A 20,074-nucleotide genomic window follows, 5' to 3' on the forward strand; every position below is an offset into this window, starting at 1 on the left:
CCCATGAATACCCGAAAACTCAGAGGCCCATGGCTTCGTGGATCAAGCCGAATACTTCCACGTTATCCAGGGTGCCTTTGAACAGATCGCTGCCGGCACCACCCGCGGTCAGACGAATATCACCACCGCCGTGGGTTTCACTGCCGGGTCCGCCCAGTTTCACGCCCACTTCCTGCAGGTAATCATCCCGCAGCACTTCGTCTTCGGTCAGCGTGGTCCGATCCGCCTCGCGGGGACCGCCACCATTACCGAACACCAGAGTGGTGAAGGGTTTGCCCTGAGCATCAAGCGCCAGCCCGCCGGTGCGGTATTCCTTCAGCAAACCGAGTACCGGGTTACCGATCTTGGAGTAGCCATTGAACGCCATGACGTGATCGTGATCCGCGGTAACGATGATCAGAGTATTTTCCAGATTCACCTTGCCCACCGCGGCGGCGATGGCTTCGTCGAACGCCAGCGTGTCCTCCAGTGCGCGCTTGGCGTTGGTGCCATGCAGGGCGTGATCGATACGACCGCCTTCCACCATCAGGAAATAACCGTCCTGATTGCGGGACAGGATATCGATGGCGGCACTGGTCATCTCCGCCAGACTCGGTTCATCCAGATCGTTATTGACCCGATCCAGCTCGTAGTTCAAGTCGCTGTTATTGAACAGCCCGAACAGCTTATCGGTGCTGGCCAGGTCGACACCTGCCAGCTCGGAGCCGCTGCTCACATAGGTGTAACCGCTGTCCTGCATTTCCAGAATCAGATCACGATCATCACTGCGGCGCCCTTCCGGAGCTGGCAGGAAGTGGCGGCGGCCGCCACCGAGAATCACATCGAGACCGTCAGTCCCCAGCGCGTTGTTATAACCGTCGCCGTCCGGCACCATTTGCGTGGCAATGGTATTCTCAGCATTGCGGTTGCAGATGTGGGCGTAGGTGGTGGCGGGCGTGGCATGAGTAATGCGCGTGGTGGTCACCACGCCAGTGCCGTAGCCCTTGGCTTTGAGGATCTCGAGCAGAGTTTCCGCCGCTTCGCCATTACCGGTTTCCGGGCACAGGCTGTCACCATTGTTCTGGTACGGATTACCATCGTCATCGTTGGGGTTGGCATCCGGCGTCATCGAAATCACTTCGTTCTTGGATTTCATACCGGTCATGTAGCTGGCCATGCCGGGAGCGCTGTCGGTGGTCTGAGCATCCTCGGAGTAGGTTTTGATACGCGCGGCGTAGCCCAGCTTTTCCATCGCCAGCTTATGGGTCTCCGGCACTTCCAGACCGGCCTTTTCACCAGCGTAGATGCGAGCGGCGGTCTGAGTAACCGGGCCCATGCCATCGCCGAGGAAGAAAATAATATTCTTGGCCTGAGCGGCGTTGACCGGCTGGGTCATCAGAGTGGCGGCACAGCAGATCAGTGCACCGCCAATAACGGAACGTTTCATGTTTCTCTCCTGCTTTAATTGGCGGTTCAATCCAGATCCAGAGCGGCCTTGATCTTGCCGAAGACTTCAGTGTTGTCGATGACACCGTGGAAAACGTCGGCCCCCATACCAACCGCCCCCAGGAATACGTCACCACCACCGTGGGTTTCACTGCTGAGCTGAATGACCGCTTCCTGCAGGTAGTCATCCGCGGCGGTTTGGGTCTCCGTCAACGCGACGCGGGTAGCGGGACGATTCGGGCCATTACCGAAACCGAGAATGGTGTAGGGGTTACCATCAACATCGGTGCGCGGCTCCCCTTTGTTCGGACCGTTGGCGTAGTTACGAACCATGCCCAGAACGCCCGCGTGGTCCTCGGTGGTCTTGCCGGTACGCTCGGCATAGCCATTGATCACCAGGGTGTGGTCATGGTCCGCGGTTACCACGATCAGCGTGTTTTCAAGCCCGGGATCGATCTCTTCCATTTTATCGAGCGCGGTTTTTACCGCGTTATCGAACGCAATACCGTCGGTCAGCGCGCGCTTGCCGCTGGTGGCATGAAGAGCATGGTCAATACGGCCGCCTTCCACCATCAGGAAGAAGCCATTGTCACGAGTACTGAGCATGTCGATGGCTTTACCGGTCATCTCGGCCAGGCTCGGCTCTTGCGTGGGAATACGATCCAGCTCATAGCTCATGTCGCTGCTGGTGAAGATGCCGAGCAGCTTCGCGGTATCGTCGGTCACGCCCATCAAAGCGTCGGTGCTGTCCACGTACTGATAGCCGGCGGTCCGCATTTCCTCAATCAGATTACGACCGTCGGTGCGACGACCACTCTGATCCGCGGGCAGGAAGTGACGACGGCCGCCACCGAGGACGACGTCAACGCCATCGCCAAGGGCGGCATTGAAGCCTTCTCCCCCCGGTACCATTTGCGCCGCGATGGTGTTTTCACCATTGCGATTACAGATATGGGCGTAGGTGGTTGCCGGAGTGGCGTGGGTAACCCGGGTGGTGGTAACCACGCCGGTGGCGAAGCCCTGCCCTTTCATCATTTCCAGCAGCGTTTCCACCGGAGCGCCATTACCTTGCTCACAGGTGCTGTTGCCGTCGGCATCCACGTACTGAGACCCGTCCGGTGCGTAGGCATTGGTTTCGGTGGTCATGGAGATGACTTCATTCTTCATCTTCACGCCGGTCATGTAAGCGGCCATGGAGGGCGCGCTGTCGGTCACCTGACCATCCGCGGAGTAGGTGCGAACGAAAGCGGTTTCCGGCAGCGTATCGATGGTGATACTGCCCGCCTCACCGGCTTCGAAGATGCGCATGGCGGTCAGCGTGGTGATACCCATGCCATCACCGAGGAAGAACAGCACGTTTTTCTTGGCGGCGGGCGGTGGCGCATCGTTATTGTCGCTGTCACTGCCGCAGCCAGTCAGCGTTACGGCGAGAGCGAGCCCCGCCATCTTGAGCATTTTCATCGGCACTTCCTGTCTCATCGTCATGTCTTCGAGCCCCACTGGGAGAGGGCCACCCCGGCATGGAGTATTCAAAATCTTTATGACAGTTTTGAGATACCCCCAGGAATGTGCCGCTAAATCGCGGACATCTTTCGCTAAATGTAACGATATAACGATACAAAGCCGAGTTACACCAATTCCAACCTGAGACCTCCTTTCCTCACCCCAACCAACGGTGACCGCTCCGTTGCCGGCACCTCCCATCATGGCGAAATATTTTCGTCATTTTTCTCTCATTAAAACGCCATTTCCCCGCCTCACCCTGATCGCCACCCCAATTCCAAACAATAGTAGACGGAGCTATTCATGTCTCTGAGGAACGACGCTTTTAAACTGGGCGCGCTGGCTGTTGCCATCTCCATGGCACTGACCGGTTGCGGAAGCGATAGTGATAACGACGGCAACCCTGACCCGCAGCCGCGGATGGAGCGGCTGACCCGTATCGCCACCCTGCCGCTGGGTTCGGAAGCCACCGGTCTGTTCATGAAAGAGGACGGTGAGGTCTTCACCAACATCCAGCATCCGTCCGATGCCAACGTCACCGTTGATGGCGAAGGGCACGTCTATAAACACGCCACCGTGGGACTGATCGAAGGGGCGGACATCCATGAGCACTTCGAGTCGATTTCCGTTCCGGAAACCGATGAAGAGAAACAAATCATGCGCGTGGCGGTAGGCCGCTACAACGTGTTGGGACAGCAAGGCCAGTCCTGGGCCGGCACCCCTGGCACCGGTCTGGGCGCCATCGAAGTAAACGACGGCACCGCCCTGATCCGTGTTTCCAATGACCCCGATTTCAACGGCTGGGTCCAAGTCAGCGAGGACGAAGGCTATCTGTTCACCAACTGGGAAGACCGTCCCGGCGGAATGAGCCGTCTGCACCTGATCCGCACCGCGGAAGGCCGTTGGGTGGTGCACGGTAACGATGCGTCCATGGTGGACTTCTCCGCCGTGCACGGCACCTGGGTTAACTGCTTCGGAACGGTTTCTCCCTGGAACACTCCGCTGACCTCCGAAGAGCTCTACTTTGACGAAACCGCGAGCTGGAACGCACCCGGCGAAGGCGGAGTGCAGGATCTGGCGGATTATCTGGCCGGCAAAGCCAATTCCGACTACACCGCTGCCTACCCGAACCCGTATAACTACGGCTACATCGTCGAAATCACCGATCCCACCGGCACCCCCACCCCGGTGAAGCACTTCACTCTGGGACGTTACTCCCATGAAAACGCCGTGGTGATGCCGGACCAGAAAACGGTGTACATGAGCGACGATGGCGGCGGTGTGATCATGTTCAAGTTCGTCGCCGACAACGCGGGCGACCTGAGCAGCGGCACCCTCTACGCCGCCAAGGTCACCTCCGACGCCATTCCCATGGACGCCGCCCAGGCCGGTTTCGATCTGGAGTGGGTTGAGCTGGCCCATGGCGGCAACGACCAGATCAAAGACTGGGTCGCCGATTACGACGACATCACCGCCGCCGACTACGTGGAAGGTGAGAACAGCTATATCAGCGATCAGCAGATCAACGACTGGGCGGAAAGCAAACTGAACCAGGACCTGGACGGCAGCGGTGACGTCGCCGCCAATCCGTTCGGCGACAACCGCGTGGCCTTCCTGGAGTCCCGTAAGGCGGCGGTAAAACTGGGCGCCACCGGCGAGTTCAACAAGATGGAAGGGATCAACATCAACCCGGCCCTGGCCAAGGCCAGCGTCGAGGGCGAGGGCCCTCAGGCCTACGTCTACGTGGCCATGTCCGACATCTCCGGCGCCATGCTGGACGAAGAAGGCGCCATTCAACTGACCAACGACGACGCCCGTTGCGGCGGCGTGTTCCGCATGCCTCTGGAAGCGGACTACAACGTATCCCGACTGGATATGGTGGAACTCGGCGGCCCCTATGATCCCACCGACGAAGCCAACACCTGCAGCGTGAATGGCCTGTCCGGCCCGGATAACGTGGCGGTCATGAATGACGGTCGCGTGCTGATCGGCGAAGACACCAACAAACACGAAAACAACATGGTCTGGCTGCTGGATCCGGAATCCTGATCGTCCCGGTTTCACCGTCCAAGGGGGGAGGAGCGCTCAGGCGCCCTCCCCCTTGTCGTCTCGCTGCAACAGGTTTATCCCGATGAAATACACCTTCGTGCCCTTGCTCGCCGGCCTGCTTCTGGCCGCCTGCGACCAGGCCGGCCAAGTGGAAAACCGCACGGTCGAGGCCGCCGGGAACGCTGGGCCCCAACGGCAAATTCCACCGGACCTCAACCGCATCTACAATCAGGAAGCGCCGATTCCGCCGCAGTGCTATACCCGCACCGAAGGCGACTTCAATCCCTGCTACACCTGCCATCAGACCTATCCGGACCGGACTCGCCCCAACACCATGTGGGATGGTTATCTGCAAGGCAGCTACGATTTTTCCGAATTGGGAGAGACCAATCACTGGCTCAACCTGTTCGTGGACCGCCGCGACGCCGTGGCCAGGATGTCGGACCACGACATCATTCGCTATATCAATGGGGATAACTACACGCCTTACATGAAGGCGCTGGCCGAGAGCAACGACTGGAAAGGCCCGGTTCCTTACATCCGCGATCTGCAGGAAGGCGCCACCGCCTTCGACAACCTGGGCTTCGCCCGCGACGGCAGCCACTGGGTGGCGTTCAACTACAAACCTCTTCCCAGCACCTTCTGGCCCACCAACGGCAGCACCGACGATGTCATGGTGCGACTGCCCGAGAAATTCCGCACCAGCACCTGCCAGGCCGGCGAGTCCCGGGACGTCTATCTGGCCAACCTCTCGCTGATGGAGATGGCGATTAAGGAGCTGGACAGCATCACCACGCCAGCCATCGATGAAACCATGGTCTGCGCGGATCTGGACGGCGACGGTACCGTGACCACCGCCCGCGAAATGCTGCGGCGGGATCATTATCTCGGCAACGCCAAGGACGTACCCGTCACCGATATGCTCTATCCCGCCGGCATCGAGTTTCTTCATACCGTGCGTTACGTCGGCGTGGACGATCAGGGCAACATCGGCATTCCCCGGCGCATGAAGGAAGTGCGCTACATGAACAAGATACGTTCTTTCAATAATGCCCAGTTGAAATCATTGTACGGCAACGAACACCAGGAAAAGGCCGAAGGCAACTTGCCGACCTATACCGACCACGGAGACCGTGGCATGGACAACGGCTTTGGCTGGATGGTGTTGGGCTTCATCGAAAAGGCGGACGGCACCCTGCGCCCTCAGAGCAACCAGGAGCAGCGTTTCTGCATGGGCTGTCACACCACCGTCGGTACCACCATCGATCAGACCTTCGCATTTCCGCGCAAAGTCACCGGGGCGGAAGGCTGGGGCTATATCAACCTGCACGGCATGCGCGATGCACCGGCAATGAATCAGCCCCTGGGCGAGATCGCCCAATACCTAGATCTGGTCGGCGGCGGCAATGAGTTCCGCGAAAATGACGAGATGCGGGCACGCTGGTTCAACGAGGACGGCGAGGTCGATCTGGAGAAAGTCGCCAAGGCCGATGTGCACGAGCTGATCACACCGAGCCAGGATCGTGCCCTGTCATTGAACAAGGCCTACAAGCTGATCGTCGAGGAGCAGAGCTTCCTGTACGGACGCGATGCGACCCTGGCGCCGGCGGAGAACGTCTTCCGCCATATCAACCCGGACGAGATCGCTCCTCTGAAACCGGAAAAGCGCATCGACGGCTACGAAATCCGTCTGGACTGGTCCACCGCCGAGGACTGAGTTACAAGCATGAAAAAGGCCGGCAATAGCCGGCCTTTTTATCAGCGGAATTCGAACTCAGGAGAACGGATTGCGCTTGATGATGGTTTCCACCCGGTCCGGGCCGGTGGAAATGATATCGATGGGCGCGCCGGTCACTTCCTCGATGCGTTTGAGGTAGGCCCGCGCGTTTTCCGGCAGGTCCTCGAGTTTCTTCACACCCAGGGTGGATTCCTTCCAGCCGGGCAGGGATTCGTACACCGGCGTTACTTCGGCGTAGCTGTCCGCATCCCAAGCGCATTCCAGCTTCTCGCCAGCGGCGTTTTCGTATCCCACACAGATTCGCACTTCTTCCAGACCATCCAGCACGTCCAGTTTGGTCAGACACAGACCGCTGATGGAGTTGATCTGGATGGCCCGCTTCAGCGCAATGGCGTCAAACCAGCCACAACGGCGGGCACGACCGGTGGTGGCACCGAACTCATGACCTTTCTCGGCCAGGTAACGGCCGGTTTCATCGAACAGCTCGGTGGGGAAAGGACCGCTGCCCACCCGGGTGGTGTAGGCCTTGGTGATCCCCAGCACGTAGTCCAGATACAGCGGGCCGAAACCGGAACCGGTGGCGGTGCCACCGGCAGTGGTATTGGAGCTGGTTACGTAGGGGTAGGTGCCGTGATCAATATCCAACAAAGTGCCCTGAGCCCCCTCGAACATGATGTTCTCGTCGCGCTCACGGGCCCCGTGCAGCTGGGCGGTGACATCGCACACCATGGGGCGCAATTCCTCTCCCATGGCCAGCATCTCGTCCAGGGTCTTCTGGAAGTCCACCGGCTCGGCATTGTAGAAGCCGCGCAGAATGAAGTTATGGTAATCCATCACTTCACCCAGCTTGGCGGCGAACCGTTCCCGGTGGAACAAGTCACCAAGGCGCACGCCACGGCGCGCCACTTTGTCTTCGTAAGCCGGACCGATACCGCGACCGGTGGTACCAATCTTCTGGGCACCGCGGGCCACTTCGCGGGCCTGATCCAGCGCCACGTGCACGGGCAGGATCAGCGGACAGGCGGCGGACAGACGCAAGCGCTCACGCACCGGCACGCCCTGCTCCTCAAGACCACGCATCTCCTTGAGCAGCGCATCCGGCGCCAGCACCACGCCGTTACCAATCAGGCACTGCACGCCGTCGCGGAGAATGCCGGACGGAATCAGATGCAGCACGGTCTTCTTGCCATCAATCACCAGGGTATGGCCGGCATTATGGCCACCCTGGAAACGGGCCACGTAGGCCGCCTGATCGGTGAGCAGATCGACGATCTTGCCCTTGCCTTCATCACCCCATTGGGTGCCGAGAATTACGACGTTCTTGCCCATGGCTATCGCTGCTTCGCTGTTCAGGAGGAAATGGGTTGAATGGTCCAGCCATCGTTGGCGGCCACCAGTTGCCGGTCACACCCCAGTTCGCCGGGGTCGTTATCGGCGCCGGGCAGAGCCAGCACCACGCGCTCGCCGTCCGCGCGCAACGCCGCCACTTCAGCGGCGAAGGAGGCATCGGACAACTCGCCCCGGGCGAGCACACCGCCCTTCCGGGTTACGGCGGCCAGGGCCGCCAGTTTCTTCAGATCGGCGCTGAAACCGGTGGCTGGCCGGGCCCGGCCAAACACCTCACCGATGTGGTCATAGCGACCGCCCTTGGCCAGCGGTTCGCTGTCACCAGGCAGATAAGCGGCGAGCACCACACCGGTATGGTAGTGATATCCGCGCAGCTCTCCGAGATCCAGGTGCAATCGCGCCGGGCTGTCAGCCAAGGCGCCGGCCAGCGCCTCAAGGGAGGCCAGCGCCGTCAGTGCCTCCGGGAAAGCCGCCAGCAACGCCCGGGCCTGCTCAAACACCGTGCTGTCGCCGTCCAGGAACGGCAATTCCGCCAGCGCCCGGCTGGCCGCCGCCGGCAGCGCCCGTTCGGCCAGAAACGCGTTCAGTTCGGTGCGCGCCTTGCGCAGATAGATGTCTTCCAGGCGCGCCTGGTCAGCGCCGGTCAGATCACAGGCCGCCACCAGGGAGCGGAAAATGCCCACATGGCCCAGATCCAGCACCACCTGATCCTGAATGCCGGCCAGCGCCATGGTTTCCAGCATCAGCAGGATGACTTCCAGGTCGCTTTCAGCGCCGTCATGGCCGAACAGTTCCACGCCCAACTGGTAAGGCACGCGGCTGCCGCCGGCCTGTGCCGGGCGGGCACGCAGCGCGGTGGAACAGTAACACAACCGCGTCGGGGCGCCTTGACGCAGGCTGTGAGCGTCCATGCGCGCCACCTGGGGGGTCATGTCCGCGCGCACGCCCATCAGGCGGCCACTGAGTTGATCTGTAATCTTGAAGGTTTCCCGCTCCAGGTCACGGCCGGCGCCGTTGAGCAGGGATTCCAGGAATTCGATGAGCGGCGGGAATACCAGCTCGTAACCCCAGGACTGGTACAGGTCCAGCGCCCGGCGCCGCAGGTGCTCGATGGCCCTGGCGCGTTCGGGAAGGACCTCTTCCACGCCATCGGGGAGCAACCACTGTTCTTCCTGATTCATTGTCACGCTCTTAAAGTTACATGCCCGGCCGCAGAAACAGCAGAATGCCGGCGCCCACGGCCATGGCCACCAGGCCACAAACGCGCAGTATCCGGCCATCCAGACGGGCCAGCTCGAGGGCGGCGCGGCGCATGCGCTCCGGCGCCAGCGCCAGGGGCACCCCCTCGATCACCAGTACCAGACATAACGCCTTGATCAGCAGAATCCAGTCCATCCGGAGCCTGTCCACAAAAAAACCGGGTGCCAAGCACCCGGTTACGGCATTCTACCATGGACCAAGGGCCGACGACTAACGGCCGCCCTCGGAGTCCTTCAGGTACCTGAAGAAGTCACTGTCCGGTTCCAGCAGCAGGATATCATTGGGTGACTTGAAGCTGTCCCGATAGGCCTGCAGGCTGCGGTAAAAGCGGAAGAACTCTTCATCCCGGGAGTAAGCCTGGGCATAAATGCCGGTGGCGCGGGCATCCCCTTCACCGCGGACTTTCTGCGCTTCCTCGTAGGCCTGGGCGACGATCTCGGTTTCTTCGCGATCGGCCGAGGCACGAATCCGCTCAGCTTCTTCCCGCCCTTCGGAACGGTGCTCGGCGGCATCACGGGCCCGTTCGGCGCGCATCCGGTCAAACACCCGCCCACGCACTTCATCCGGCCAGTCCACCTGCTTAACGCGGACGTCCACCACCTCGATACCGAGATCTTGAAGGGTGGCGGCATTCACTTCCTCGGCCACCGAGTTCATCAGTTTTTCGCGCTGATCGTGCTTGTCTTCCAGCAGGGCCTGAGTCGCGCCTTTTTCCTGCACCTTCTTGCGGAACTCCTCGTCCTCCTCGGTGACCAGTTGCTCCTCGCTCTTATCGAGCGTTTCGCCGCTGACCACCGCGTTCGGATCCAGTGCCTCGTCGGGCAGTTCCCCACCCCGACCCGCGACCACTTCCTGCACGGTACGGGCGGCGAACTGGTTCCGCAGCGCTTCGTTAACCCGTGGATCGAGCAGTTCCCGGGCCCGGCGTTCCATCACCAGACTGTTGTTGGAACCGGCCCCGACACTGACGATATAGCGCTGCACATCAGCAATGCGCCAGGTCACGAAGGCATCCACATTGAGCAGCTTCTTCTCACCAGTGAGAAACGCCTGGGTGGGCACGTCGTGGGTCAACAAACGGCCATCCACGCGAATCACCTCGTCGATCAGCGGCACCTTGGGATACAGCCCGGGTTTGATGTCCGTGCTTTCGATCCGGCTGAAGCGCTTGAGCACCGCCTTCTCGGTCTCATTGACGATATAGAATGAATCGAACGCCAGCAGCAACAGCACGCCCACCGCCACCAGCATCAGCCAACCTCGTGTACCCATCAGCGAATCTCCGTGCGGTTGGTGTTATACAGGCTGCGCGGCGCCTGACGACCGCTGCTTCCGCCGTCATCGGCACCGGCGTTGGTGGTACGCGGTGAGCCATTGGACGACCCGCCGGAGTCACTTCCGGCACCTTTTGCGGCCTCCCTGGGCTTCATCAGCTGATCCAGGGGCAGGTACATCAGGTTGTTGCCATTTTTCACGTCAACCAGGACCTTGCTGGAGGCCCCCAGCACTTCGGTGATGGTGTCCAGATAAAGGCGATGCCGGGTAACCGATGGCGCCTTTTCATACTCGGCCACCAGATCCTCGAAGCGCGCGGCATTACCCTGCGCCTCGGCCACCACCTTGGCTTTGTAGGCCTTGGCTTCCTCGGTGATCCGGGCGGCTTTACCGCGAGCCTGCGGAATGATCGCGTTATAGTAGGCTTCCGCTTCTTTCTTGAAGCGGTCCTCGTCCTCGCGCGCCTTGGCCACGTCGTCAAAGGCATCACGCACGGCATCCGGCGCCGCGGTACGGTCCAGCACCACCTGGTTGATCACCAGGCCGGTGTTGTAGCGGTCCAGGTACTCCTGCAGACGCTTGCGTACTTCCAGGCGAATATCTTCACGCTGGTCGCGCAAGACATCATCCATGGTGGAACTGCCCACCACGTGACGCAGGGCGGAACTGGTCGCGTGTTCGAGGATGGATTCAGGAGCGGACACCCGCAGCAGGAACGCCTGGGGATCCAGCACCTTGTACTGCACACCCAACGTCACGGACACGATGTTGGTGTCGCGGGTGAGCATTTCCTCACTCAGCTCGTAGCTGCGGTTCTGGCCGACGTCCACTTTCATCGCCTGCTCGATCACCGGCGCGCGCCAGTTCAGGCCCGGCTCCACCATGCGGTTGAACTTGCCGAAGCGCAGCACTACCGCCTGCTCCCGCTGGTCCACCTGGTAAAAGCCCATCATCACATAGCCGACCACCAGCACCAGAGCGAGAATGATCAGCAGCCCTTTTGGTACGCCGCCACCTCGCTTGCCGCCGCCACCGCTGCCGCCTTTACCGCCAAACAGGCCGTTGATGCGATCCTTCAGATTCTTCAGCGCTTCATCGAGATCGGGTGGACGTTGATCTCCGCCACCGCCCCCACCCCAGGGATCCCTGGGTTTGTTGCCGCCAGGTTCATTCCAGGCCATTGATTTCTCCGTTATCCCGCTTTGTGCGAGCGTTCTGGATTGTAGGAATGGGCCGAGCCCTCTGCAACCTGAGGCGCGGGCACCGATACATCCTTTTCGCTGAGACCCGCTTCTCGGAGCAGGCGTTCAAAGTGCACCCGGTTCAGATGCACCCTCAGCAACATGGCGCCGTCGGTGCCGGCCTCCTCCGCCAGCACCTCGCCCGCCTCATGCAAACGTGCTCTCAAGCGTCCGGCCTCCGGCGGCAGACGCAGCCACCGGTCAACCCAATGTTCGGCCAGACGTTCGGCGATCGCCTGGTGCAGCAATTCAAACCCTTGCTGCTCCCGGGCCGACAGCCATACCCTCCACGGCCGCCCCTGCTCATCCCGGTCCAGCCGGGGAGCGTCGCCGAGACGGTCCACCTTGTTGTAAACATGCAACACCGGCACCTGATCGGCGCCGATCTCCTCCAACACCTCGTTCACCGATGCCACGTTATCGTCGCGTTCTTCGGCGCTGCAATCCGTGATATGGAGCAGCAAAGAAGCATTGACGGTTTCCTCCAGGGTGGCCCGGAAGGCCTCCACCAGGCGGTGCGGCAAATGGCGGATGAAACCCACGGTATCCGCCAGAATCGCCGGCCCCACGCCGGGCACCCTCACCTTTCGCAGAGTCGGGTCCAGGGTGGCGAATAACTGGTCCGCCACGTAAACCTCTCCGGTGGTCAGAGCATTGAACAGGGTGGACTTGCCAGCGTTGGTATAGCCTACCAGGGAAATCAGCGGCGTTTCTGAACGGTCACGGGCACGACGTCCCTGCTCCCTCTGTTTGCGCACTTTTTCCAGGCGGGCCTCAATGGCACGGATACGGTCACGGATCAGACGACGGTCCGTTTCCAGCTGCGTTTCACCGGGGCCGCGCAGGCCAATACCGCCTTTTTGCCGCTCCAGGTGGGTCCAGCCGCGCACCAGCCTTGAGGCCAGGTGCCGCAATTGGGCCAGTTCCACCTGCAAGCGCCCCTCATGGGTACGGGCACGCTGGGCGAAGATGTCCAGAATCAGGCCGGTACGGTCCAGGACCCGGCATTTCGCCGCCCGTTCCAGATTGCGTTCCTGAGCCGGGCTGAGGGCGTGGTTGAACAACACCACGTCGGCCTCTTCCTGGCGTACCAGTTGGGCCAGTTCCTCGCTCTTGCCACTGCCGATGAACAGCGCCGGATCAGGACGGTCACGCTTGCCCAGCAGCTCCGCCACGGGTACCACGCCACTGGACACCACCAGGTGGTGGAATTCCTCCAGATCCTCCCGCCCGAAAGCGTCGGGCAGGTCCATGTGCACCAGAATGGCCCGTTCGCCAGCCCCGGTGCGTACCTGTTCAGTACGTTCGAATAAATCCATGGACCTCAGTGTACCCACAGTCTCCGGGAACGCCACAAATACGACGGTCCGAATGTCATTTCCGGCCTCACTACAGCAGCGTCCTGCGGGGTGTTCGACAAAACAAAGCCACGCCGCAAGGGCGTGGCTTTGCATAAGCCGGAACTGGCGACGCGGTTATTGATTGCCGTATTCGTCACCTGCCCCTGCCTGGCCGCCGCCGGTACCGGAGGTACCGTGCATGGCCGGATTGCCACCGCCGGAGGCACGCGGGTTGCGGGCCGGCACCACGGTGGAAATGGCGTGTTTATACACCATTTGGCTTACCGCGTTTTTCAGCAGTACCACGTACTGATCGAAAGACTCGATTTGCCCCTGCAGTTTGATTCCGTTAACCAGAAAGATTGAAACCGGAATACGTTCCTTTCTCAGCGCATTGAGAAAAGGGTCTTGTAGCGAATGCCCTTTTGACATGGCAGTTCTCCTCAGCATCCAAATATAAAAAGTAGCGCCCAACGTTTCGGGCAATCAGCGCATTGAATCCGCGTCCCGCGGACGTTCAATTCAATGTTATAACCCGGTCATCCAAGACCCACTTCGAGACCGGCCATCCCTGACTCCGGGCCCTGAATCCGTTCATTGACTCATCCGGCAACATGACCTTGAAAAAGTTTCACCCCAGATCATTCTCACCGCTACTAAACACGGATTTACAAACCTGCGCAAGCCGCGCCGCGCACGCTATGCGCTGGTTCTCCTCGGTACTGTCGTACCACTGTAATCCGGGCCATTTTCGCAGCCAGGTGAGCTGCCGTTTCGCCAGCTGGCGTGTGGCAATGATACCTTTTTCGACCATGGTCGGGTAATCCCATTGGCCATCCAGATAAGCCCATACCTGTCGGTAGCCCACGGCTTTGATCGCCGGCAGGTTCTCGTGCAAGTCACCGCGGGCAAACAGTCTTTCCACCTCCTCCAGCAACCCTTCCCGCAACATGGCGTGGAACCGTTGCTCGATACGCCGGTGCAACTCCTGTCGCGGCGGCGCCACCGCCAGACTCAGCACCGGCGAAGCCAGGCCGCTGAAACGATAAAAACCCTGCTCCAGCGCTTCCGCGCGAGTCTCGTGCCGGGCGTGGAATGCCGACAGCGGCTCACCGGTGAGCCGGTACACTTCCAACGCGCGCTGCAGCCGTTGCCGGTCGCCGGGTTTGAGACGCCCGGCGGTGACCGGATCGACGCGCGCCAATTCCGCGTGCACCGCGGGCCAGCCCGCCTGTTCGGCCAGGGCGGCGATTTCCGCCCGCACTGCCGGGTCCGCCGGCGGCATCGGCGCCAATCCGTCCGCCAACGCCTTGAAATACAACATGGTGCCGCCTACCAGCAGCGGCACTTTACCGCGCCGCTGAATATCCTCGATCTCAGCCAGCGCGTCGGCACGAAAATCCGCCGCCGAATACGGTCGCGACGGATCCCGGAACCCCAATAATCGATGGGGCGCCTTCGCCAGTTCCTCCTTAGTGGGGCATGCGGCACCGATTTCCAACCCCCGATACACCAAAGCAGAGTCCACATTGATGATTTCCATCGGCAGCCGGCTTACGGCGTCCATGGCGAGAGCGGTTTTACCGGCCCCGGTTGGCCCCATCAGGAAGACAACGGGCCAGACGCCAGACGCCAGACGCCGGACGCTCAAAGGCCTGCTCTCTTTTTTTTCGCGTCCGGCGTCCGGCGTTTGGCGTCCGGCGTCCATTACTGCCCCCGCATGAACAGACGATCCAGGTCCTTGACGCTCATCTGGGTCCAGGTCGGGCGACCGTGGTTGCATTGCCCTGAACGCTCGGTGGCTTCCATGTCGCGCAGCAGGGCATTCATCTCCGGGATGGTCAGCTTGCGATTGGCGCGTACGCTGCCGTGGCAAGCCATGGAGGACAGCAGCGCATCCAGATGCTGCTCGATACGCTCACTGCTGCCGTGGGCGAGCAGATCGGAGAGCACGTCGCGGACCAGCGTCTCGCTATCGGCGTTGCGCAGCAATACCGGCACTTCCCGCACCATCAGGGTTTCCGGCCCCGCCCGTTCGACAGCGAAACCGAGGCGCTGGAACACTTCCGGCTGCTGCTCGGCGAAATCCGCCTCCCGCGAGGACACCGCCATCGACACCGGCACCAGCAGGGGCTGCCCACGCACTTTCTCCTCGGCCCAGTCGCGCTTGAGCCGCTCGTAGGTGATGCGCTCATGGGCCGCGTGCATATCCACCAGCACCATGCCGTGCTCGTTCTCGGCGATGATGAAAATACCGTGGATCTGCGCCACCGCGTAGCCCAGCGGCGGCGTCTGGCCCGGTTCCGGCACCGGCATCGGCGCGGCCCCCGGTCGCGGCGTCACCAGCGAACCATAAGCGCTGGCCTGACGGTCGCCGTCGGCGATGGATGGCGACGGGCGATAAGCCGGCGCCGCGCCCCCACCCTGGTAGCCATGCCCACTGACGCCCGCCCCGCTGTCGCGGGTCTGAGTCAACGGCATCGCGCCCTGGGTCGGCGCCGACCAGGATGGCATCGTCCGCGCCGATGCCGGCACCTCCATGCGGTCCGCCGGGCGTACCTCGGCGATCGCCCGGTGCAGGGTCCGATAGAGGAAGTCATGGACCATGCGCTGCTCGCGGAAACGCACTTCGTGCTTGGTGGGGTGCACGTTCACATCCACCAGTGCCGGGTCCAATTCCAGGAACAGCACGAACGCCGGATGCCGGCCATGGTAGAGCACGTCGGAATAGGCCTGCCGCACCGCGTGGCTAACCACCTTGTCGCGGATCACCCGGCCATTGACGTAAAAGTACTGCAGATCCGCCTGGGAGCGGGAGAAGGTCGGCAGCCCGAGCCAGCCATGCAGGCGCAGGCCAGCGTGGGACACCTCCACCGGCATCGATTGTTCCATGAAGGCACTGCCGCACAATCGCGCCACCCGGGCGGCCCGTAGCGCCTCGTTGTCGCCACTGGGCAGTTGATGCACTACTTTCTGGTTGTGGCTGAGCCGGAATCCGGTCTGAAATTCGCTCAGGGCAATGCGCCGGAACACCTCTTCCAGATGGTTGAATTCGGTTTTCTCGGTACGCAGGAAACGGCGCCGGGCCGGCGTATTGAAGAACAGGTCGCGCATGGTCACGGTGGTACCGCGCGGATGCCCCGCCGGCGTCACCGAAGGGGCCATGTCGCGACCTTCCACCACCACTTCCCAGCCTTCCGCCTGCTCACCGGTGTTGCTGGTCAGCCTCAGCCGCGACACCGAGCTGATCGCCGCCAGCGCCTCGCCGCGGAATCCCAGGGTGCCGATGGCTTCCAGGTCCTCGGCCACATGGATTTTGCTGGTGGCATGCCGGGACAACGCCAGAGGCAGTTCGTCCCGCTCGATGCCACCGCCATCGTCACGAACCCGGATCAGCTTGGTACCGCCCTGCTCCACATCCACGCTGATCTGCCGGGCGCCGGCATCGAGGGCGTTTTCCAGCAGTTCCTTGAGTACCGATGCCGGCCGCTCCACCACCTCGCCAGCGGCGATCTGGTTGGCAAGGCGGGAATCCAGCAATTGAATCTTGGACAAAATGGTCTCCCGGGGTCGCGGCCCCTGCGTTATTTCCGCTTTCCGGGGTCAGGAGCCCGGAATGGTCAACAATTGCCCCACCACAATGCGGTCACCGTTGATATTGTTGGCGGCGCGCAGGGCGTCCTCGGACACCTGATGGGCACGGGCGATGGCGGACAGCGTATCACCAGGCTGGATGCGGTATTGGTCCCCCTGCTGCCGGCGCTGGGCGGCGAAATAGCTGTTCGGCGCCGGGTGGGTCTGGAAATAGCGTTTCACGCCATTGGTCACCGCCCGGGCGATACGGGCCTGGTGGGTACTGGAGCGCAGCAGCCCTTCTTCTTCCCGATTGGAGATAAACCCGGTCTCCACCAGCACCGAGACCATTTCCGGTTCCTTGAGCACGGCGAAACCGGCCTGCTCCACCGTGGTCCGGTTACCGTGCAATTTGGTGACGCCGTCAAACTCCTGCAGGATCTGCCGCCCCAGATAGAGGCTGTGGGCCATGGAGCCAGACATACGCATGTCCGCCAGCACGCTGAGCAGATTGGAGTCGTCCTTCTCTTCTTCGTAGACCCCGGCGACGCGGTCGGATTCGTTGGCGATCTTGGCCAGATAGCGGGCGCGGGCACTGGTGGCGCCGCTGTTCGAGAGCGCGAACACACTGGCACCCCGGGCACGGGCATCGGTAAAGGCATCGGCGTGGATCGAGATGAACACGTCGGCGTGGTTGTCCTCACGGGCGATACGCCGGCGCTCGGCCAGCGGCACATAGTAGTCGCCATCACGAACCAGCACCGCGCGCATGCCCGGCTCGTTGTTGATCATGTTGTACACCTTCTTGGCGATCTGCAGCACCACCACTTTTTCCTTGGTGCCGCGCGGCCCCCTGGCGCCGGGGTCCTCGCCGCCGTGGCCGGCATCCACGGCGATGATCATTTCACGGGGTTTTTCCGCCGAGGCCTTGGGTTTGGGAATGGTCTTCGCCGGCGGCGGATCCTTGTCGAAGAGATCCACCACCAGGCGCCAGCCGTGCGGCGCCACCGGCTTGAGCAGATTGGTGCGTGGGCGCACCGCCGCCTTGAGATCGAACACGATACGGGTTTTGTCCGCATGCTGTCCCACCCGGATATCGGCCACCGGCCCGTTACCCGCATCCAGCGTTTTGACGTCGAAGTCAAAGTCGGTGTCCATCAGATCCACCACCACCCGATCCGGGCCGGTGAGAATGTCCACCTTGTGTTCCACCGGATCGGGCAGATCGAACACCACCCGGGTATGATCCGGGGCCCGGTGCATGCGCACGGAGTCCACTTTCACCGCCGCCTGCGCCGCCATCGTCAGAAGGCCGCCCAGCGTACCGATGAGCAGACGCCATGCCATCGTTCCCCAGGCGGACTTTCGCTGATTTACACCCATAGTTCGGCTATGCCCACTCCAAATTCGCATTACGCCCCGGCGGCTGCACGGTCAGTGTCACGGTGAGATCCGGCGCCGGAATCACACCCTCGCCTTTTTGCGGCCATTCCAACACACACAGCCCATGGCCGTCGAAATAATCCCGAATGCCGATCAATTCCAGCTCCTCGGGGTCCGCCAGCCGGTACAAGTCAAAATGATAGATATGGACGCCATCGAGCTCATAGGGTTCCACCAGTGTATAAGTGGGGCTCTTCACCGCCCCTTGGTGGCCCAGCCCTCGCAGCAGCCCGCGCATCAGGGTTGTTTTGCCCGCCCCCAGGTCCCCCAGCAGGTAAACGCACTGGCCGGTTTTGAGCACGGCGGCCAATTCCGCGCCCAACGCCAGAGTGGCCGTCTCGTCCGCCAGATAGCGGGACCCGCTTGGTTTATTTTCCATTCAATTCCCATCGTAACGGCAGCAAAAGATCAGTGGCCAACAGCCCGCGCTCGCCGTGCTCGGCGGCGGCCCGGTCGGCGGCCCGGGCATGCGCCATGGCCCCAAGAGCCGCGGCCTGGTACGGCGGAAGGCCCTGGGCCAGCAGCGCGGCGATGACACCGGTAAGCACATCGCCCATACCGCCGCTGCCCATGCCGGGATTGCCATCGCTGACCAGGGCACAACCGTCTTTACCGCGCACCAGGGTACCGAGCCCCTTGAGCAGGGCGGTGCCGCCGTAACGGCTGGCCAGCGCTTCCACGGTGGCGAAGCGATCCTGTTGCACGGCGGCGCTGTCGCTGCCCAACAGCCGCCCGGCCTCGCCGGGATGGGGCGTCAACACCCAATGATCGCTGGCGTCCACCCCCCACTCGGCCAGCAAGTTCAGGGCATCGGCATCCAGCACCAGCGGCAGGTCCGTCATCAACACACGCTTCAGCAATGTTTGCCCCCACTCGGCGGTGCCCAGCCCCGGCCCCACCGCCACGACCGTGGCACGTTCCAGCAAGGGCTCCAGATCCGCGACGTCATCCACCGCCCGCGCCATGATCTCCGGCTGCCGGGCCAGCACCGCCGTCAGATTCTCGGCGCGGGTGGCGAGACTGACCAGACCGGCGCCGCAGCGGGCGGCGGCCTGGGCACTCATGGAGGGCGCGCCGGCGAAACCATGGTCGCCGCCGACCACCAGCACGTGACCGTAATGCCCCTTGTGCCCGTCACGGCGCCGAGGCGGCAGCCAGCGCCGCAGATCCAATGGCGTCGGCCGCCATACCGGATCCGGTATCGCCTGATACACGGCCTCGCCCACGTTGAGACTGGAGAACAGCAGATCACCACTGTGGCATGGCCCCACCCCGGTGAGCAGCCCGCGGTTCACGCCGATGAAGGTAATGGTGCAATCCGCGCTCAACACGGCACCGGCGCTGGCCCCGGAGTCCGCCGACAAACCGGAGGGAACATCCAGAGCCAACACCGGTTTGCCCAGGGCATCAATGGCCTGCAGCAAGGCCCGCATGTCTTCGCGCAACGTCCCGCTGATACCGGTTCCCAGCAGGCCGTCCACCAACAGCGGCGCGGACCCCGGCAGGTTGTCCAGATTCAGCGGCAGCATCGGCACCCCGGCGTCGCGCGCCGCCTCCGCCATCACCAGGGCATCGCCGCCAAGCTGGTCCAGCGGACGCCATTGATAGACCACGGGGCGCAACCCGGCCTCCTGGGCCAGACGCGCCACCACGTAGCCGTCACCGCCATTATTACCGGCGCCGCACAGGATCGCCGGTTCACGCACCTCCGGCCAGCGCTGCAACATCAGATCAAAGGCAGCCTGACCCGCCCGGGCCATCAGGCTGGCACCGCTGACACCGCCGGCGATGGCGAGACGGTCCAACTCCCGGGTTTGGGCGGCGCTGTAGAGTCGATTGGGTAACGGTGCCAGGGTCATCGCTGCTATCCTGTGGCGAAC

Annotated in this window: 16 protein-coding genes; 2 read left to right on the forward strand and 14 right to left on the reverse strand. The window is 62.2% G+C overall.

Features of this window, described 5'->3' with window-relative positions:
• Positions 1-19 precede the first annotated feature (19 nt).
• Both A6D6_RS03540 and A6D6_RS03545 read right to left on the reverse strand, forming a co-directional pair.
• Positions 20-1,426: an alkaline phosphatase gene (locus tag A6D6_RS03540; RefSeq protein ID WP_159659953.1), complete on the reverse strand. Its 1,407-nt coding sequence runs from the start codon at positions 1,424-1,426 to the stop codon at positions 20-22.
• A 26-nt stretch (positions 1,427-1,452) separates the two neighbouring features.
• The gene (locus A6D6_RS03545) at positions 1,453-2,910 is read right to left on the reverse strand and encodes an alkaline phosphatase (RefSeq protein WP_201303694.1); all 1,458 of its coding nucleotides are present in this window, start codon (positions 2,908-2,910) and stop codon (positions 1,453-1,455) included.
• 321 nt (positions 2,911-3,231) lie between these two features.
• On the opposite strand from A6D6_RS03545, the gene A6D6_RS03550 reads away from it, so the two are divergent.
• Positions 3,232-4,977, forward strand: a complete 1,746-nt coding sequence (locus A6D6_RS03550) for a PhoX family protein (protein WP_159659954.1) — start codon at positions 3,232-3,234, stop codon at positions 4,975-4,977.
• Positions 4,978-5,059: 82 nt separating this feature from the next.
• Positions 5,060-6,694: an Aq_1262 family (lipo)protein gene (locus tag A6D6_RS03555; protein WP_159659955.1), complete on the forward strand. Its 1,635-nt coding sequence runs from the start codon at positions 5,060-5,062 to the stop codon at positions 6,692-6,694.
• Between the two features lie 57 nt (positions 6,695-6,751).
• On the opposite strand, the gene A6D6_RS03560 is transcribed toward A6D6_RS03555, so the two are convergent.
• The 12 genes from A6D6_RS03560 to A6D6_RS03615 form a co-directional block, all read right to left on the reverse strand.
• Positions 6,752-8,044, reverse strand: coding sequence for an adenylosuccinate synthase (locus A6D6_RS03560; RefSeq protein ID WP_159659956.1), 1,293 nt, complete (start codon positions 8,042-8,044; stop codon positions 6,752-6,754).
• A gap of 20 nt (positions 8,045-8,064) precedes the next feature.
• The gene (locus A6D6_RS03565; protein WP_133491743.1) at positions 8,065-9,243 is read right to left on the reverse strand and encodes an ATP phosphoribosyltransferase regulatory subunit; all 1,179 of its coding nucleotides are present in this window, start codon (positions 9,241-9,243) and stop codon (positions 8,065-8,067) included.
• Positions 9,244-9,259: 16 nt separating this feature from the next.
• Complete coding sequence (locus A6D6_RS03570) at positions 9,260-9,457, reverse strand: DUF2065 domain-containing protein (RefSeq protein ID WP_133491742.1); 198 nt, start codon at positions 9,455-9,457, stop codon at positions 9,260-9,262.
• Positions 9,458-9,532: 75 nt separating this feature from the next.
• A complete protein-coding gene (hflC, locus tag A6D6_RS03575) occupies positions 9,533-10,594 on the reverse strand; it encodes a protease modulator HflC (protein ID WP_133491741.1) in 1,062 nt (353 codons plus the stop codon).
• Entirely contained in the window at positions 10,594-11,778 is a 1,185-nt protein-coding gene (gene hflK, locus A6D6_RS03580) for an FtsH protease activity modulator HflK (RefSeq protein WP_133491740.1), read from the reverse strand. Before hflK ends, hflC begins: the two co-directional genes overlap by 1 nt.
• 11 nt (positions 11,779-11,789) lie before the next feature.
• Entirely contained in the window at positions 11,790-13,157 is a 1,368-nt protein-coding gene (gene hflX / locus A6D6_RS03585; protein WP_133491739.1) for a ribosome rescue GTPase HflX, read from the reverse strand.
• Between the two features lie 156 nt (positions 13,158-13,313).
• Positions 13,314-13,610 (reverse strand): RNA chaperone Hfq, encoded by a 297-nt coding sequence (hfq, locus tag A6D6_RS03590; protein ID WP_133491738.1) that lies wholly within the window; start codon positions 13,608-13,610, stop codon positions 13,314-13,316.
• Positions 13,611-13,809: 199 nt separating this feature from the next.
• Positions 13,810-14,781: a tRNA (adenosine(37)-N6)-dimethylallyltransferase MiaA gene (gene miaA / locus A6D6_RS03595; RefSeq protein WP_159660018.1), complete on the reverse strand. Its 972-nt coding sequence runs from the start codon at positions 14,779-14,781 to the stop codon at positions 13,810-13,812.
• Positions 14,782-14,885: 104 nt separating this feature from the next.
• Positions 14,886-16,733, reverse strand: a complete 1,848-nt coding sequence (gene mutL, locus A6D6_RS03600) for a DNA mismatch repair endonuclease MutL (protein ID WP_159659957.1) — start codon at positions 16,731-16,733, stop codon at positions 14,886-14,888.
• 48 nt (positions 16,734-16,781) lie between these two features.
• Positions 16,782-18,098 (reverse strand): N-acetylmuramoyl-L-alanine amidase, encoded by a 1,317-nt coding sequence (locus A6D6_RS03605; protein ID WP_159659958.1) that lies wholly within the window; start codon positions 18,096-18,098, stop codon positions 16,782-16,784.
• A gap of 43 nt (positions 18,099-18,141) precedes the next feature.
• Positions 18,142-18,573, reverse strand: coding sequence for a tRNA (adenosine(37)-N6)-threonylcarbamoyltransferase complex ATPase subunit type 1 TsaE (gene tsaE, locus A6D6_RS03610; protein WP_133491736.1), 432 nt, complete (start codon positions 18,571-18,573; stop codon positions 18,142-18,144).
• Positions 18,563-20,053: an NAD(P)H-hydrate dehydratase gene (locus A6D6_RS03615; protein ID WP_133491735.1), complete on the reverse strand. Its 1,491-nt coding sequence runs from the start codon at positions 20,051-20,053 to the stop codon at positions 18,563-18,565. The genes tsaE and A6D6_RS03615 overlap by 11 nt, the downstream gene beginning before the upstream one ends.
• Between the last annotated feature and the right edge of the window lie 21 nt (positions 20,054-20,074).

The sequence above is a fragment of the Alcanivorax xiamenensis genome (assembly GCF_009846745.1).
GTDB classification, from domain to species: domain Bacteria; phylum Pseudomonadota; class Gammaproteobacteria; order Pseudomonadales; family Alcanivoracaceae; genus Alloalcanivorax; species Alloalcanivorax xiamenensis.

What these genes read in the sequence shown, in the direction of transcription:
- A6D6_RS03540 (WP_159659953.1), bottom strand. Translation starts at nt 1,426, where the DNA reads ATGAAACGTTCCGTTATTGGCGGTGCACTGATCTGCTGTGCCGCCACT.
- A6D6_RS03545 (WP_201303694.1), bottom strand. Translation starts at nt 2,910, where the DNA reads ATGACGATGAGACAGGAAGTGCCGATGAAAATGCTCAAGATGGCGGGG.
- A6D6_RS03550 (WP_159659954.1), top strand. Translation starts at nt 3,232, where the DNA reads ATGTCTCTGAGGAACGACGCTTTTAAACTGGGCGCGCTGGCTGTTGCC.
- A6D6_RS03555 (WP_159659955.1), top strand. Translation starts at nt 5,060, where the DNA reads ATGAAATACACCTTCGTGCCCTTGCTCGCCGGCCTGCTTCTGGCCGCC.
- A6D6_RS03560 (WP_159659956.1), bottom strand. Translation starts at nt 8,044, where the DNA reads ATGGGCAAGAACGTCGTAATTCTCGGCACCCAATGGGGTGATGAAGGC.
- A6D6_RS03565 (WP_133491743.1), bottom strand. Translation starts at nt 9,243, where the DNA reads ATGAATCAGGAAGAACAGTGGTTGCTCCCCGATGGCGTGGAAGAGGTC.
- A6D6_RS03570 (WP_133491742.1), bottom strand. Translation starts at nt 9,457, where the DNA reads ATGGACTGGATTCTGCTGATCAAGGCGTTATGTCTGGTACTGGTGATC.
- hflC (WP_133491741.1), bottom strand. Translation starts at nt 10,594, where the DNA reads ATGGGTACACGAGGTTGGCTGATGCTGGTGGCGGTGGGCGTGCTGTTG.
- hflK (WP_133491740.1), bottom strand. Translation starts at nt 11,778, where the DNA reads ATGGCCTGGAATGAACCTGGCGGCAACAAACCCAGGGATCCCTGGGGT.
- hflX (WP_133491739.1), bottom strand. Translation starts at nt 13,157, where the DNA reads ATGGATTTATTCGAACGTACTGAACAGGTACGCACCGGGGCTGGCGAA.
- hfq (WP_133491738.1), bottom strand. Translation starts at nt 13,610, where the DNA reads ATGTCAAAAGGGCATTCGCTACAAGACCCTTTTCTCAATGCGCTGAGA.
- miaA (WP_159660018.1), bottom strand. Translation starts at nt 14,781, where the DNA reads ATGGGGCCAACCGGGGCCGGTAAAACCGCTCTCGCCATGGACGCCGTA.
- A6D6_RS03605 (WP_159659958.1), bottom strand. Translation starts at nt 18,098, where the DNA reads ATGGCATGGCGTCTGCTCATCGGTACGCTGGGCGGCCTTCTGACGATG.
- tsaE (WP_133491736.1), bottom strand. Translation starts at nt 18,573, where the DNA reads ATGGAAAATAAACCAAGCGGGTCCCGCTATCTGGCGGACGAGACGGCC.
- A6D6_RS03615 (WP_133491735.1), bottom strand. Translation starts at nt 20,053, where the DNA reads ATGACCCTGGCACCGTTACCCAATCGACTCTACAGCGCCGCCCAAACC.